This window comes from Variovorax sp. PBL-E5, assembly GCF_901827185.1.
Lineage (GTDB): Bacteria > Pseudomonadota > Gammaproteobacteria > Burkholderiales > Burkholderiaceae_C > Variovorax.
Genome location: NZ_LR594671.1, coordinates 5,358,978 through 5,373,047, shown reverse-complemented (window position 1 = coordinate 5,373,047; position 14,070 = coordinate 5,358,978). Strand labels below are relative to the sequence as shown.

15 protein-coding genes are annotated in these 14,070 nt (G+C 70.0%); 11 read left to right on the top strand and 4 right to left on the bottom strand.

Features of this window, described 5'->3' with window-relative positions; genetic code table 11:
* Window positions 1–19: 19 nt before the first annotated feature.
* Both WDLP6_RS26175 and dacB read right to left on the bottom strand, forming a co-directional pair.
* On the bottom strand, window positions 20–1,384 hold the full coding sequence (locus tag WDLP6_RS26175) for a lipase family protein (protein ID WP_162594717.1): 1,365 nt from the start codon (window positions 1,382–1,384) through the stop codon (window positions 20–22).
* Window positions 1,385–1,515: 131 nt separating this feature from the next.
* Entirely contained in the window at window positions 1,516–2,955 is a 1,440-nt protein-coding gene (gene dacB / locus WDLP6_RS26170; RefSeq protein WP_162594716.1) for a D-alanyl-D-alanine carboxypeptidase/D-alanyl-D-alanine endopeptidase, read from the bottom strand.
* Between the two features lie 117 nt (window positions 2,956–3,072).
* Here dacB and tsaB point away from each other — a divergent pair, with 117 nt between their 5' ends.
* The 6 genes from tsaB (at window position 3,073) to WDLP6_RS26140 (ending at window position 7,055) form a co-directional block, all read left to right on the top strand.
* On the top strand, window positions 3,073–3,768 hold the full coding sequence (gene tsaB / locus WDLP6_RS26165; protein ID WP_162594715.1) for a tRNA (adenosine(37)-N6)-threonylcarbamoyltransferase complex dimerization subunit type 1 TsaB: 696 nt from the start codon (window positions 3,073–3,075) through the stop codon (window positions 3,766–3,768).
* Complete coding sequence (locus tag WDLP6_RS26160; protein WP_162594714.1) at window positions 3,765–4,349, top strand: GNAT family N-acetyltransferase; 585 nt, start codon at window positions 3,765–3,767, stop codon at window positions 4,347–4,349. Before tsaB ends, WDLP6_RS26160 begins: the two co-directional genes overlap by 4 nt.
* On the top strand, window positions 4,346–5,101 hold the full coding sequence (locus WDLP6_RS26155) for a uracil-DNA glycosylase family protein (RefSeq protein WP_162594713.1): 756 nt from the start codon (window positions 4,346–4,348) through the stop codon (window positions 5,099–5,101). The genes WDLP6_RS26160 and WDLP6_RS26155 overlap by 4 nt, the downstream gene beginning before the upstream one ends.
* Window positions 5,102–5,142: 41 nt before the next feature.
* Window positions 5,143–5,973, top strand: coding sequence for an orotidine-5'-phosphate decarboxylase (gene pyrF / locus WDLP6_RS26150; RefSeq protein ID WP_162594712.1), 831 nt, complete (start codon window positions 5,143–5,145; stop codon window positions 5,971–5,973).
* A gap of 70 nt (window positions 5,974–6,043) precedes the next feature.
* On the top strand, window positions 6,044–6,688 hold the full coding sequence (locus tag WDLP6_RS26145; protein ID WP_162594711.1) for a LysE family translocator: 645 nt from the start codon (window positions 6,044–6,046) through the stop codon (window positions 6,686–6,688).
* A gap of 19 nt (window positions 6,689–6,707) precedes the next feature.
* Complete coding sequence (locus WDLP6_RS26140; protein WP_162594710.1) at window positions 6,708–7,055, top strand: GFA family protein; 348 nt, start codon at window positions 6,708–6,710, stop codon at window positions 7,053–7,055.
* Between the two features lie 44 nt (window positions 7,056–7,099).
* Here WDLP6_RS26140 and WDLP6_RS26135 read toward each other — a convergent pair whose 3' ends face one another.
* Window positions 7,100–7,924 (bottom strand): IclR family transcriptional regulator, encoded by an 825-nt coding sequence (locus tag WDLP6_RS26135; protein WP_162594709.1) that lies wholly within the window; start codon window positions 7,922–7,924, stop codon window positions 7,100–7,102.
* Between the two features lie 124 nt (window positions 7,925–8,048).
* On the opposite strand from WDLP6_RS26135, the gene WDLP6_RS26130 reads away from it, so the two are divergent.
* The 5 genes from WDLP6_RS26130 to fahA are packed head-to-tail and all read left to right on the top strand — an operon-like array spanning window position 8,049 to window position 13,541.
* Window positions 8,049–9,008, top strand: coding sequence for an MBL fold metallo-hydrolase (locus WDLP6_RS26130; RefSeq protein WP_162594708.1), 960 nt, complete (start codon window positions 8,049–8,051; stop codon window positions 9,006–9,008).
* Between the two features lie 53 nt (window positions 9,009–9,061).
* Window positions 9,062–10,744 (top strand): FAD-dependent oxidoreductase, encoded by a 1,683-nt coding sequence (locus WDLP6_RS26125; RefSeq protein ID WP_162594707.1) that lies wholly within the window; start codon window positions 9,062–9,064, stop codon window positions 10,742–10,744.
* Between the two features lie 10 nt (window positions 10,745–10,754).
* A complete protein-coding gene (locus WDLP6_RS26120; protein ID WP_162570046.1) occupies window positions 10,755–10,946 on the top strand; it encodes a DUF2783 domain-containing protein in 192 nt (63 codons plus the stop codon).
* Window positions 10,947–10,962: 16 nt separating this feature from the next.
* Window positions 10,963–12,270, top strand: coding sequence for a homogentisate 1,2-dioxygenase (hmgA, locus tag WDLP6_RS26115; protein WP_162594706.1), 1,308 nt, complete (start codon window positions 10,963–10,965; stop codon window positions 12,268–12,270).
* A complete protein-coding gene (gene fahA / locus WDLP6_RS26110) occupies window positions 12,267–13,541 on the top strand; it encodes a fumarylacetoacetase (protein ID WP_162594705.1) in 1,275 nt (424 codons plus the stop codon). Before hmgA ends, fahA begins: the two co-directional genes overlap by 4 nt.
* A 38-nt stretch (window positions 13,542–13,579) precedes the next feature.
* On the opposite strand, the gene WDLP6_RS26105 is transcribed toward fahA, so the two are convergent.
* A complete protein-coding gene (locus WDLP6_RS26105; RefSeq protein WP_162594704.1) occupies window positions 13,580–14,044 on the bottom strand; it encodes an acyl-CoA thioesterase in 465 nt (154 codons plus the stop codon).
* Between the last annotated feature and the right edge of the window lie 26 nt (window positions 14,045–14,070).

The following is a 14,070-nucleotide window of genomic DNA, read 5'->3' as shown; positions in this document are numbered from 1 at the left end:
CCGGCAGTCTGGGGCGAGCCTATTTCACCGTGTCGAACAATGCGCGCGCCCGGGCGTGGCAGAACGGCGGCTCGTAGGTGCCGTGGTAGGAGCCGAAGTAGGTGGCATACGCGGCCGAAGCCGGATCGGTGGGCGCCTTGCCGCCGGGTCCGAAGGCGGCCTGCACCTGCGCGTCGACGTCGACCGTCGTGACCGTGGTCACGCCGCGCGAGTCGAAGTCCGCCTTCATCGGGATCAGGTGCACCGCCGGCGGCACGGTCGGGTCGCCAGCGCCGCCGCACAGCAGCGTCCTGGCGCGCGGGTTCCAGCCGAACAGGTCGTTCTTCTTCGCGTCGAGGAAGAGCGCGTTGTTCGGATTGGTCCGCACGTCGGTCAGGAAGCTCGCCTGGAACAGTTCGTCGCGCGCCTGGTCCGGCGTCTCGCCGTTGGCGCCAGGCAGCGCGCCGGTGGTCACCAGCGTCGTGTAGTTCAGCGTCGGGCTCGGCAGCAGGTTCTCGATGTTGGCTGCGTAGGGCGGCTTGAAGACGGCATTGACGTCCGTGTACACGTCGCCGTAGACCTTCTGGTAGGAGGTCACGATGAAAGGCACGAAGAACTGATAGCCGGCGATCGCTTCCGTGAGCTTGAACGATCCGGACAGGTTGTACGGCCCGGCCAGATGCGCGCCGGCCACCACGTTGAATTCGAGCGGATTGTCGCGCTCGGCGGCGCGCTGCGCCGCCATCGACGAATGCCCGCCCTGCGAATAGCCGGTGAACATCACCTTGCCGGAAAAGGTCGCGCCCGCGCTCAGCATCGCGGCACGCGCCGCGCGCAGCGAATCGAGCACCGAGCGCGCTTCCGAATCGGCGTGCAGGTAGGGGTGGTACGGGAAGGTCGACTTCGCATAGCCCAGGTAGTCGGTCGCCGTCACCGCATAGCCTTGCGCTGCATACATCGCGATCAGCAGGAAGGTTTCGGAATCCTGCGGATTGGCCAGGGTGCGCGGCTTCTGCACGTCCGTGCCCTTGGCATAGGCCACCAGTGGCGCTGCGGCGGTGCAGGCCGTGCCGGTCGGTACCAGCAGCACGCCGGATTCATTGGTCGCCTCGCCCTTCGGACCCACGGTGCTGTAGTTGAGTGCCACCACCTTCACGTCGCATTTGGCCTTGCCGCTGATCGCCTGCAGTCCGTTGGCTGCAGTGGCAGCGTCGATCTGCGCGGCGGTCAGCGTCACCAGCGTGGTGGCGGGTTCCTTCAAGGCACCGGTGCCCGGCCCGGCCACTGCGCCGCCGCCCACACCGACACCGAGGCCGAGGCCACCGCCGCCGTCCCCCCCGCCACCGCAGGCAGCGACCAACAGACTTGCCGTGGCAACGGCGCTCAGAAGATGCAGACGCTTCATGAATGTCTCCTCCGTGGAATGGGTGTGAAAGGCGCAATGCGCACGATCCTAGGCGCGCCCTTTGCAAAGAAGGACGAGGGAAACCCCGAGCCGGTGCGATGCGGGAGTCGCCTCGGCGACGCCGCGGTGCCTCAGTTGTCCTGCGAGGCCCAGTCGACCAGCGCATCGAAGGCCGGTCGTGCCGCGGTGGCGTTGCCGTTGTTGGCGATCGCGACGACCACCCAGCGATGGCCGCTGGCGCCGAGCACGTAGCCCGCGACGCCCGCCGCATCGCGCAGGGTGCCGGTCTTCATGTGGGCGGCGCCGCCCGAGCGCAGCGCGCGCTTCTTCAGCGTGCCGTCGACGCCCGAGGCGGGCAGCGAGGACATGAGTTCGGGCATCACCGGCGAACGCCAGGCCACCTGCAGCAGCCGGGCGAGCGCGGCCGCGCTGATGCGCTCGTCGCGCGACAGGCCCGAGCCGTTGTCGAAGATCGGCTGGCCCTCGCCGGTGCCGATGCGATCGTTCCACCATTGGCGCAGCGTGGTGCGCGACGCTTCCAGCGTGCCGCGCTTCTTCTGCTGCAAGCCGAGCGTGAGGAACAGCTGCTGCGCCATCACGTTGTTGCTGTACTTGTTGATGTCGCGGATCACCTCGGCCAGCGGCGGCGAGGCGACTTCGAAGGCGGGCGCGAGCGCGGGCGGCACGCGGCCATCGCGCACCTGGCCCGTGAGCCCTGCGCCCATCTCGGCCCACAGCCCGCCCACCGCGCGCAGCGCGTAGCTGCGCGGATCCGCATAGGCCACCGGCCACACCTTTTCGCCGCAGGCGGCCGGATAGCTGCCGGCGAAGTCGATGCGCGCAGGGTCCGCGAACTGGCCGCCCAGCGCGGCGCGCCAGTCGCCGCATTCGCCGTTCGACAGCGGCACCTTCGCCTGCATTGCCACGCCGGCCAGCGGCGGCTCGAAGTTGACCTGCGCGGTCTGCGTGCCGCGGCTCGGCACGAAGGTCATGACCACCGACTTGAAGTTGATCAGCAGCGCATCGGGCGCCGCGTTGTAGGGGCGCAGGCCTTCGCCGTCGAAGGCCGCCGGATCGGTGTCGGCCAGCTCGAAGGCGCTGCGGTCGAGCACGATGTCGCCGCGGATGGTGCGGATGCCCAGCCCCTGCACGCGGCGCAGCAGCAGCCACAGGCGCTCCAGCACCAGCGTCGGATCGCCCTGGCCCCTGATGTAGAGGTTGCCGTTCAGCACGCCGTTCTGCACCGGGCCGTCGACGTAGACCGGCGTGGTCCAGGTGAATGCCGGGCCGAGCAGGTCGAGCGCCGCGTAGGTGGTGACCAGCTTCATGACCGACGCCGGATTGACCGGCACCTGCGTGCGCCAGGCGAGCCGCGGCGGGCGCGTGCCGTCGGCATCGGCCACCAGCATCGTCACCGCGTCGCGCGGCACCTTGGCACGCGCCAGCGCGGCATCGACGTCGTTCGGCAGGCTTTGCGCGAGGGCGCTCGTCCAGGCCGGTGCGGCCAGTGCCAGGACGAGAAAAAACGTGCGGCAGGCGCGCTGCGCTGCGGATTGCGGGGCGAGAGGCATCGCGTGATTATCCGGGCCGTCGCCGAGGCCGCGCGTGCGGGCCGGCGGGCCTCGATAATCGAGGCATGCCCGCCGCTCTTCCAACCTTCGCACGCGCCTTCCGACGGAGCGCCGGCGATGCCTAGGCTGCTGGCCTTCGACACCAGCACCGAGACCCTTTCGGTCGCGGTGCGCCATGGCGATGCGCTGCTCGAACACAGCGGCGCGGGCGGACCGCAATCGTCGACCACGCTGATCCCGCTGATCCAGCGTCTGCTGGCCGAGGCCGGCCTGAGGCTGGCCGATCTCGACGCGATCGTCTTCGGCCGCGGCCCCGGTTCGTTCACCGGCCTGCGCACGGCCTGTTCGGTGGCGCAGGGCCTGGGCTTCGGCGCGGGCGTGCGGCTGCTGCCGGTCGATACGCTGCGGGCGGTGGCCGAGGAGGCCCGCCATCGCTTCGGCGACCGGCGCGTCGTCGCCGTGCTCGACGCGCGCATGGACCAGGTCTATGCGGCGCGCCATGACTTCGACGTTGCCCCGCCCGGCGGCATCGCCGAGGTGGAATTGCTCGCCCCCGAGCAGGTCGTGGTGCCCGTCGGCTGGACGCTCGCGGGCAATGCCTTCGGCGCCTATGGCGAGCGCCTGCCGCCGGCGGTGGCGCGCCGCGACGTGCTGCCCGCCGCGGCCGCGATGCTGCGCCTGGCCCCCGAATTGCTTGCGGCCGGCGCAACCGTTGCACCGGCCGATGCGTGGCCGCTCTATGTTCGCGATAAAGTGGCGCAGACCACCGAAGAGCGTGCCGCGATCAAGGCGGCCTCCAAGACCCTGACATGAGCGCAGTCCTGCAATCCCGCGAAGCCCGCCTCGAGCCGATCACGCTCGAGCGCCTGCCTGCCGTCGCCGATATCGAGCGCGACGCCTACAGCCATCCGTGGACGCGTGCCAACTTCGCCGATTCGCTGACCGCCGGCTATCACTGCCAGTGTCTCGTCGGCCCCGGATTCGACGCCGAGCCCGCGCCGGCGTCAGTGCGCGGCCGCCGCCCGCGATGGGGCCTGCCGAGCCCGCGCACCATCCCGGCCGAGGTCATCATCGGCTACTTCGTCGCGATGAAGGGTGTCGACGAGGTGCACCTGCTCAACATCACCGTCGCACCGCCTTTCCAGGGCCAGGGCTGGGCGCCGCTGATGCTGGAGGCGCTGGGCGGTTGGTCGCGCAGCCAGAACGCGCAATGGCTCTGGCTCGAAGTGCGGGCCAGCAACCTGCGCGCGCTGTCCATCTACGAGCGGCACGGCTTTCGCCGGGTCGGCGTGCGCAAGGGCTATTACCCCGCCTACGGCAACGCGCGCGAGGACGCGGTCGTGATGAGCCTGCGCCTCAACGAACCCATCAGCGCCTGGGGCGCATTGAAATGACGCTGCACACACTGAACCTCGATGCGCGCCAGCGCGCGATGCTGGACGAAATGGGCGTCAAGGTCTGGTGGCCGATGGCGCAGGTGGCGCAGCCCGATCAGCCCGCCGAGGTTCGGCCGGTTGCGGCTGCCGCGGCGCCTCCCGCGCCGATGGCGCAGGTGCGCGCCCGGCCCGCTGCGGCGGTGCCTGCCGGCGCGACGCCCGCCGCGCGGCCGGCCGTCGCTGCACTGCACGGCGCGGGCATTCTGGCCGAAGCGCGGCGCCGGCTCTACGGCGAAGAAGGCGCAGCGCAAGCTGGCTGGCTGATCGTTGCCGACATGCCGCCCGAACTCGACGGCCGCCACGGCGAACCGTTCGCGGGCGATGCGGGGCGCCTGCTGGGCAACATGCTGCGCGCCTTGCAGTTGCACGACGGCGCGCTGCCCGTGCACCTGATGCGCACCCACCGCGGCGTCGCCTCCGGGCAGCCCGCCAGCCCGCGCCCGCTGGCAGAGGTTTTTGCCGAAGCCGCGGCCGAACTGGCGCCGCGCATCGTGCTGGCCATGGGGCCACTGGCCGCGCAGAGCCTGATGCAGAGCAGCGAGCCGCTCGGCAAGCTGCGCGGCCGCGTTGCGCCGCTGGCGGTCATGACGGGCATGCAGGACGTGCCGCTCGTCGCGACCTACCACCCGGCCTACCTGCTTCGCAATCCGGCCGACAAGGCACGCGCCTGGTCGGACCTGTGCCTGGCTGCCGAACAGCTGGCGCGCTGAGCGGCCCGGCGGCATCGGGGTCGCGGCCTAGAATTCCGCGCATGAACTTCCTCGACAAGCTGCGCGCCGCCGAGCGCCTGAACGGCTCGCTGCTGTGCGTCGGCCTCGATCCCGAACCGACCCGATTCCCCGCCCGCCTCCAGGGCGACGCCAGCCGCATCTACGACTTCTGCGCGCGCATCGTCGATGCCACCGCCGACCTGGCGATCGCCTTCAAGCCGCAGATCGCCTACTTCGCGGCGCACCGGGCCGAAGGGCAACTCGAACAGCTGATGGAACACCTGCGCCGCAACGCGCCGCAGGTGCCGGTGATCCTCGATGCCAAGCGCGGCGACATCGGCTCGACCGCCGAGCAGTACGCGCGCGAGGCCTTCGAGCGCTATGGCGCCGATGCGGTCACGCTGTCGCCCTTCATGGGCTTCGATTCGGTCGAGCCCTATCTGCGCCACGCCGGCAAGGGTGCCTTCCTGTTGTGCCGCACCAGCAATCCGGGCGGCGCCGATCTGCAGGGCCAGCGCCTCGCGGGCGTCGAAGGCGAACCCTTCCTCTACGAACACGTGGCCAGGTTGGCGCAGGGGCCGTGGAACGTGAACGGACAGCTGGGCCTCGTGGTCGGCGCCACCTATCCGGCGGAGATCGAGCGCGTCCGCGCGCTCGCGCCCACGGTGCCGCTGCTGATCCCGGGTATCGGCGCCCAGGGCGGCGATGCGGTGGCCACGGTGCGTGCCGGCTGGCGCGCCGATGCGCCGATCGTGGTCAATTCATCGCGCGCCATCTGCTACGCATCGAACGGCGACGACTTCGCCGAGGCCGCGCGCCGCGAGGCGACCCGCACGCGCGACGCGCTCGAAGCGGCCAAGGGCAAGGCCTGAGCGAAGACGGTGGGCCTCGTGGCCCGGGCGATGTAATCTCCGGGTCCGACCCCAGACCCAGGAGACTTCGTTGCAACCCCTGCTGCCCCTGCTCGGCATCGCCGGCGCGCTCGCCGTCGGTGTCGTCAGTCCCGGACCGAGCTTCGTCATGGTGGCGCGCACGGCCGTCTCGCTGTCGCGCACCGAAGGCGTCGCCGCGGCGATCGGGATGGGCATCGGCGGCGCCTCCTTCGCCATCGCCGCGCTGGCCGGCTTGCAGGGGCTGCTGCTTGCGATTCCGCAGCTGTACGTTCTTCTCAAGGCGGCAGGTGGCCTCTACCTGGCCTGGCTCGGCGTGCGCATCTGGCTCGGCGCGAAGCAGCCGCTCGCGCTCGCCACTGCGCAGCATGCGGCTTCGGCGGAGGGTCACCCTCACTTCTCGCGCGCGCTGCTGGCCGGCCTGGCCACGCAGATCAGCAATCCCAAGACCGCCATCGTCTACGCCAGCGTGTTCGCCGCCTTCCTGCCGCCGGCATCGGGCCTGGGCTTCGGCATCGCCGTGGTGGCGGTCGTCAGCCTGCTGGAGACGAGCTGGTACACGCTGGTGGCGCTCGCCCTGTCGGCGCGCGGACCGCAGCAGACCTACCTGCGCTACAAGGCCTGGGTCGACCGCGCGGCCGGCGCGGTCATGGTGTCGCTCGGGCTGAAGCTCGTGGCTTCGGCCTACCGCGCATGAAGCAGAAAGGAGATCGACGATGACTTACCAGGGAAGCTGCCACTGCGGCCGCATCGCGTTCGAGGTCGATGGCGAAATCAACGGGGCGATGGCCTGCAATTGCTCGATCTGCTCGCGCAAGGGCTCGCTGATGTGGTTCGTGCCGCGCGACAGCCTGCGGCTGCTCACGCCGGCGGAGGACATGGCCACCTACCTGTTCAACAAGCACGTGATCCGGCACCACTTCTGCCCCACCTGCGGCATCCATCCCTTCGGGGAAGGCACCGATCCGAAGGGCAACAGGATGGCGGCCGTCAACATCCGCTGCCTCGAAGGCGTCGCGCTCGAAGCGGTGCCGGTCCAGCATTTCGACGGCCTCTCGAAGTGAACGCGCCGCGCTTGGCGCGCCACGCGCTCTGAGCGCCTTGCGCCTCACGCCGCTGCGGGCGCCGCGCCCAGGCTCTGCGACACCTGGCCCGCGCAAGCCTTGAGCGCCTGCGCGATCTCGCCGGTCCATCGGGTGTCGAAGATCGCGGTCGGGCCGATCGCCGTGATCGCCAGCACCATCGCGCCCGTGTGGTCGAACACCGGCGCCGACATCGCGCTGACCCCGGGCACGATCTCGCCCTCGGAGCGGCTGATGCCGTGCGCGCGCACCTCGCGCAGCTGCGCCTCGAAGCTTTTCCAGTCCGGCAGCGCCGGCTGCGGCGGCATGCCCGCGCGCCGTGCGGGTGCCGCGCTCTTCGCGCGCTGGCGTTCCTCGTCGAGCAGGCGCTTGACGACCGCGCCGTCGAGGTAGGCGCCGAACAGCCGGCCCGAGGCCGTGTTGGCGAGCGAGAACACCGTGCCATGGCGCATGGCCACGTGCACCGGCGACGGCGACTCGGCGATGCGCACGATGGTGGCGCCGCGCGCGCCCCAGACCGCGATCGCCGCCGTCTGCCCGATGCGCTGCGCCAGCTCGGCGATCAGCGGCGTCGCGAGATGCACCGGGTCGGCCTGCTGCAGGCTGATCAACCCCAGTTGCAACGCGAGCGGACCGAGCAGATAGTGGCCGCTGCCGCGGTCCTGCTCGATCAGCCCCAGGCGGCCGAAGCTGACCATGTAGGGATGCGCCTTGGCGGGCGACATGTCGGCCTCGCGCGCCAGGTCCTTCAGCGCCATCGGCCGGCCGTGATGCACCAGGGCACGCAACAGCTGGCCGCCCACCTCGATGCTCTGGATGCCGCGTTGCGCACGGTCGCTGTCGTTGGCCATGGCCTTTGCCGTCGTTCGTTGATACAGAAGGCATTAGACATTAACTGATCCCGGATTTACACTCCGATCATTCGTTCCATGCGAATTCATTTACCTTAGACAAATTTCCATCTGGAGACCCACGATGACCGAAACCAAGAAATTCGCCAGCCAGGCCGACCTCGAGGAAAAGCAGGTCACCTTCAGCCAGATCTCCGAACACGCCTGGGCCTACACCGCCGAGGGCGATCCCAACACCGGCATCATCGTCGGCGACGACTGCGTGCTGGTGGCCGACACCCAGGCCACGCCGGCGATGGCGGCCGACGTGGTGCGCCGCATCCGCGAGGTGACCGACAAGCCCATCAAGTACGTGGTGCTCACGCACTACCACGCCGTGCGCGTGCTGGGCGCCGCCGGCTACCAGCCCGAGCACATCATCGCCAGCCAGGACACGCGCGACCTCATCGTCGAGCGCGGCGAGCAGGACAAGGCCAGCGAGATCGGCCGCTTCCCGCGCCTGTTCCAGAACGTCGAGACCGTGCCCCCCGGCATGACCTGGCCGACCCTGACCTTCACCGGCAAGATGACGCTCTGGCTCGGCCAGCTCGAAGTGCAGCTGATCCAGCTCGGCCGCGGCCACACCAAGGGCGACACCGTGGTCTGGCTGCCCGAGGAGCGCACGCTGCTGTCGGGCGACCTGGTCGAGTTCGATGCCACGCCCTATGCGGGCGACGCCTATTTCCAGGACTGGCCGTATACGCTGGACAACATCGCCGCGCTCGGTCCGAAGGCGCTGGTGCCCGGGCGCGGTGCCGCGCTCACCACGCCCGAGCAGGTCGCCAAGGGCCTGGCCGGCACGCGCAGCTTCATCGCCGACGTGTATGCCAGCGTGCAGGAAGGCGTGAAGGCCGGGCGCGACCTCAACACGATCTACCAGGACACCTACGCGAAGCTCAAGCCCAAGTACAGCCAGTGGGCGATCTTCGACCACTGCATGCCCTTCGACGTGAGCCGCGCCTACGACGAGGCTTCGGGCCATGCCGACCCGCGCATCTGGACTGCCGAGCGCGACATCGAGATGTGGAAGGCTCTCGAAGGCTGAGCATTGGCTCCCTCCCCCAGCGGGGGAAGAGGCAAGACAAGGAGACCCAGAACGTGGATGCACCCGCATCAACCCCTGCGCCCACCGACTACCAGTCGCTGCGCTTCGACTACCGCCATCATCCGGACCAGGACGCCGGCACGCCCGTGCACCATCCGGTGATCGTCGTCGGCGCCGGCCCCGTCGGCCTTGCGCTGGCGATCGATCTCGCGCAGCGGCAGGTGCCCGTGGTGCTGCTCGACAACGACTGCACGCTGTCCACCGGCTCGCGCGCCATCTGTTTCGCCAAGCGCACGCTCGAGGTGTTCGACCGCCTCGGCTGCGGCGATTGCATGGTCGCCAAGGGCGTGTCGTGGAGCGTCGGCCAGGTCTTCTTCCGCGACGAGCAGGTGTACCGCTTCGACCTGCTGCCCGAGCGCGGGCACGAGCGGCCGGCCTTCATCAACCTGCAGCAGTACTACGTCGAAGGCTACCTCGCCGAGCGCGCCGCCGCGCTGCCGCTGATCGACCTGCGCTGGAGCAGCAAGGTGGTCGGCATCGCGCAGCACGTCGACCACGCGCTGCTCACCATCGAGACGCCCGAAGGCAGCTACCAGCTCGCCGCCGACCACGTCGCGGCTTGCGACGGTTCGCGCTCCGACCTGCGGCGGCTGCTCGGGCAGGAAGCCCACGGGCGCGTGTTCCGCGACCGTTTCCTGATCGCCGACATCACGATGGATGCCGACCTGCCCACCGAGCGCCGCTTCTGGTTCGACCCGCCCTTCCATCCGAAGCAGAGCGCGCTGCTGCACAAGCAGGCCGACGGCGTGTGGCGCGTCGACTTCCAGCTCGGGTGGGAGGCCGATCCGGTGGAAGAGCGCAAGCACGAGCACATCATCCCGCGCGTGCGTGCGCTGCTCGACAGCATCGGCCACCCGGGCCTGCGCTTCGACATCGTCTGGGCCAGCGTCTACACCTTCGCCTGCCAGCGCATGGCGCGTTTCCGCCATGGCCGCGTGCTGTTCGCCGGCGACGCGGCGCACGGCGTGTCGCCCTTCGGCGCACGCGGCGCCAACTCGGGCGTGCAGGACGCCGACAACCTGGGCTGGAAGCTCGCCGCCGTGCTGAAGCACGAAGCGCCCGAGGCGCTGCTCGACAGCTATGCGAGCGAGCGCGAGGCCGCGGCCGACGAGAACATCCGCCACTCCACGCGCGCCACCGACTTCATCACGCCGAAGAGCGATGTCAGCCGCCTGTTCCGCGACGCCGTGCTCGAACTCTCCAAGCGCCATCCGTTCGCGCGCGCGCTGGTGAACAGCGGCCGGCTCTCGGTCGCGACCACGCTGGACGCCTCGCCGCTCAACACGCCGGACCTGGATGCGTTCGCAGGACGCATGGTCCCGGGCGCATCAGCCGCCGATGCGCCGATCGTGCGCGTCGACGGCAGTACCGGCTGGCTGCTGCGCGAGATCGCACCCGTGTCCGACGCATCCGCCGCGACCCGCTTCACGGCCCTGGTCTTCGGCAACGGCGAGGCAGCGCAGCGCAGCCTGCAGGCCATCGCCGAGGCCGAGCTGCCGCTGCACGTGGCGCGCGTCGCGGCCTGTGGCGCGGGCGAGCTCGCCGCCGAGCGCTACGACGCGCAGCCGGGCACCGTCTACCTGCTGCGCCCCGACCAGCACGTCTGCGCGCGCTGGCGCCAGCCCACGCCGCAGGCGCTGCGCGCGGCCCGCGACCGCGCACTGGCCAAGGCATAGAAAGCGCATCATGGAACTGATCACCACCCCGCACCTCGACGCGCCCGACGACTTCTACGAAGCGCTGATCGAGGCGCACCAGAACCTGTCGAGCGAAGAAAGCCACGCCTTCAACGCGCGCCTGGTGCTGGTGTTGGCCAACCACATCGGATCGCTGGCCGTGCTGCGCGAGGCCTTCGCGGCCGCGGCGCGATCCGCGTGAATTTCAAGAGGACGCCATGACGACGAACGCATCCGCCACCGGGCGCCGCTACCAGAGCGGCTTCGGCAACGAGCACGCCACCGAGGCCGTGGCCGGCGCCTTGCCGCAGGGCCGCAACAGCCCGCAGCGCGCGCCTTTCGCCCTGTATCCCGAGCTGATCTCGGGCACCGCCTTCACCGCGCCGCGCCATGAGAACCGGCGCAGCTGGCTGTACCGGCGCCAGCCCTCGGTCGTGTCCGGCCGCTACCAGCCCTATGTGCAGCCGCACTGGAAGACCGGCGCCGACCGCGCCATCGCGCTGCCGCCCGAGCCGATGCGCTGGGCGCCGATCCCCTTCGAGGCGGCCGAGGTCGATTTCGTCGACGGCCTCCGCACGCTGGCCGCCAACGGCGATGCCGAGGCGCAGGTCGGCGTGGCCGCGCATGTCTACCTCGCGAGCCGCTCAATGGAACGCCGCGCGCTCGTCGATGCCGACGGCGAGATGCTCTTCGTGCCGCAGCAGGGCCGGCTCGTGATCACTACCGAGATGGGCGTGCTCGAGGTCAGGCCCGGCGAGATCGCGCTGGTGCCGCGCGGCGTCGTGTTCAAGGTCGCGCTGCCGGACGGTTTGTCGCGCGGCTACATCTGCGAGAACTACGGCGCACAGTTCCGCCTGCCCGAGCTGGGCCCGATCGGATCCAACGGCCTCGCGAACGCGCGCGATTTCCAGGCGCCGGTCGCGGCCTTCGAGCAGGATGCCGGCGGCTACGAGCTGGTGAAGAAATTCGGTGGCCGCCTCTGGTCGGCGCCGATGCAGCAGTCGCCCTTCAACGTCGTCGCCTGGCACGGCAATCTCGCGCCGGTGAAGTACGACACCGCCAACTTCATGGTGATCGGCTCGATCAGCTTCGACCATCCGGACCCGTCGATCTTCACCGTGCTCACCTCGCCGAGCGACACGCCCGGCACCGCCAACTGCGACTTCGTGATCTTCCCGCCGCGCTGGCTGGTGATGGAAGACACTTTCCGTCCACCCTGGTACCACCGCAACCTGATGAGCGAATTCATGGGCCTGGTCTATGGCCAGTACGACGCCAAGCCCGGCGGCTTCAAGCCGGGCGGCGCGAGCCTGCACAACTCGATGGTGCCGCACGGCCCCGACGAAGAGGCCTTCGACAAGGCGAGCCAGGCCGATCTGGCGCCGCACAAGCTGGACCACACGCTGGCCTTCATGTTCGAGAGCCGCTACCGTTTCATTCCGACCGAGTTCGCGCTGCAAAGCCCGGCGCTCGACACCGACTACGCCGACTGCTGGGCCGGCCTCAAGGATTCATTCAAGCCATGAACGACACGCTCAACGCCACCCACGACCCGCAACTGCGCAGCTGGGTCGCATCGGCCAACGAGGAAGGCTGCGACTTCCCGATCCAGAACCTGCCTTTCGGCACCTACAGCCGCGCGCCGCGCTGGGAGCCGCGCATCGGCGTCGCCATCGGCGACCAGATCCTCGATCTGCGCCTCGCGCGGCTGATCGACACCGACAACATGAACGAGCTGCTGGCCGCCAGCATCGAGCAGCGCCGGGGACTGCGCGCCGCACTGTCGGCAGGCTTGGCCGAGGGCAGTGCGAAGCAGGCCGAATGGGAAGGCGCGCTGGTGCGCCGCGACGCCGTGGCGATGCACCTGCCGTGCCGCATCGGTGACTACACCGACTTCTACACCGGCATCCATCACGCCACCACCGTCGGCAAGCTGTTCCGCCCGGACCAGCCGCTGATGCCCAACTACAAGTGGGTGCCGATCGGCTACCACGGGCGCGCCTCGTCGATCGCCGTCAGCGGCCAGCGTTTCAAGCGCCCGCAGGGCCAGACCCAGGCGCCCGATGCCGAGGCGCCGTCCTTCGGGCCGTCGAAGCGGCTCGATTACGAACTCGAACTCGGCTTTGTCGTCGGGCAGGGCAATGCCCTCGGCGAGCCGGTCGCGATCGCCGATGCCGAGCAGCATCTGTTCGGCGTGACGCTGCTCAACGACTGGTCGGCGCGCGACATCCAGGCCTGGGAATACCAGCCGCTCGGCCCCTTCCTGGCCAAGAACTTCGCGACCACGCTGTCGCCCTGGATCGTGACGATGGAAGCGCTCGCGCCCTTCCGCGCCAGGTTCGAGCGCCCGGCCGGCGACCCGCAGCCGCTGCCCTACCTCGACGCGCCCGCCAATCGCGCGAGCGGCGCGCTCGACATCACGCTCGAAGTCTGGCTGCAGACCGCGAAGATGCGCGCAGCCGGCGAGGCCGCCGTGCGCTTGACGCGCGGCAATACCGCGCAGGCCGCCTACTGGACCGCCGCGCAGCTGATCGCGCACCACACGGTGAACGGCTGCAACCTGCAGCCGGGCGATCTGCTGGGCTCGGGCACCTTGTCGGGCCCCAAGGCCGACGAGGCCGGCTCGCTGCTCGAACTCACGCTGGGCGGCAAGCAGCCGATCAGCCTGCCGAACGGCGAGCGCCGGACCTTCCTCGAAGACGGCGATACGCTGAGCCTGCGCGGCTACTGCGAGCGGGCGGGCGCGGTGCGCATCGGCCTGGGCGAGGTCAGCGGCACGGTGCTGCCGGCCGGCTGAGTGCCGGCCGCGGTCGATCCTGCGCCGCGCGGGCGCGCCTAGGCGTTGGCGCCCGATGCGACGCCCGCGGCTGTGCGCGAGGCCTCCAGATGCGTGCGGGCGCGCTCGGCCAGCGCCATCTCGCCCGGCGTGCCGGGCACGAAGGCATCGATCGGCAGCGTGCGGCCATGCGAATCGACCGAGACGAAGACGATCAGGCACTCGGTGGTGCGCTGCATCTCGCCGCCCTTCATGTCGCCGCTGCGCACCTCGACCGAGATGTTCATGCTGGTCTTGCCGGTGTAGGCCAGCCGGGCTTCGACCTCGACCAGGTCGCCGATCATGATCGGCCGATGGAAGCGGATGCTGCCGATGAACACCGTCACGCAGTAGCGCTTGGCCCAGCTCGTGGCGCAGGCATAGCCGGCTTCGTCGATCCACTTCATCACGGTCCCGCCGTGGACCTTGCCGCCGAAATTGACCGTGCTGGGTTCAGCGAGGAAGCGCAGGGTGATGAAAGACATGGCGTGCCCGGGCGATGAGTTGGAGG

What these genes read in the sequence shown, in the direction of transcription:
- dacB (WP_162594716.1), bottom strand. Translation starts at nt 2,955, where the DNA reads ATGCCTCTCGCCCCGCAATCCGCAGCGCAGCGCGCCTGCCGCACGTTT.
- fahA (WP_162594705.1), top strand. Translation starts at nt 12,267, where the DNA reads ATGAACGACACGCTCAACGCCACCCACGACCCGCAACTGCGCAGCTGG.
- WDLP6_RS26175 (WP_162594717.1), bottom strand. Translation starts at nt 1,384, where the DNA reads ATGAAGCGTCTGCATCTTCTGAGCGCCGTTGCCACGGCAAGTCTGTTG.
- WDLP6_RS26105 (WP_162594704.1), bottom strand. Translation starts at nt 14,044, where the DNA reads ATGTCTTTCATCACCCTGCGCTTCCTCGCTGAACCCAGCACGGTCAAT.
- WDLP6_RS26160 (WP_162594714.1), top strand. Translation starts at nt 3,765, where the DNA reads ATGAGCGCAGTCCTGCAATCCCGCGAAGCCCGCCTCGAGCCGATCACG.
- WDLP6_RS26135 (WP_162594709.1), bottom strand. Translation starts at nt 7,924, where the DNA reads ATGGCCAACGACAGCGACCGTGCGCAACGCGGCATCCAGAGCATCGAG.
- hmgA (WP_162594706.1), top strand. Translation starts at nt 10,963, where the DNA reads ATGACGACGAACGCATCCGCCACCGGGCGCCGCTACCAGAGCGGCTTC.
- WDLP6_RS26140 (WP_162594710.1), top strand. Translation starts at nt 6,708, where the DNA reads ATGACTTACCAGGGAAGCTGCCACTGCGGCCGCATCGCGTTCGAGGTC.
- tsaB (WP_162594715.1), top strand. Translation starts at nt 3,073, where the DNA reads ATGCCTAGGCTGCTGGCCTTCGACACCAGCACCGAGACCCTTTCGGTC.
- WDLP6_RS26155 (WP_162594713.1), top strand. Translation starts at nt 4,346, where the DNA reads ATGACGCTGCACACACTGAACCTCGATGCGCGCCAGCGCGCGATGCTG.
- WDLP6_RS26130 (WP_162594708.1), top strand. Translation starts at nt 8,049, where the DNA reads ATGACCGAAACCAAGAAATTCGCCAGCCAGGCCGACCTCGAGGAAAAG.
- pyrF (WP_162594712.1), top strand. Translation starts at nt 5,143, where the DNA reads ATGAACTTCCTCGACAAGCTGCGCGCCGCCGAGCGCCTGAACGGCTCG.
- WDLP6_RS26120 (WP_162570046.1), top strand. Translation starts at nt 10,755, where the DNA reads ATGGAACTGATCACCACCCCGCACCTCGACGCGCCCGACGACTTCTAC.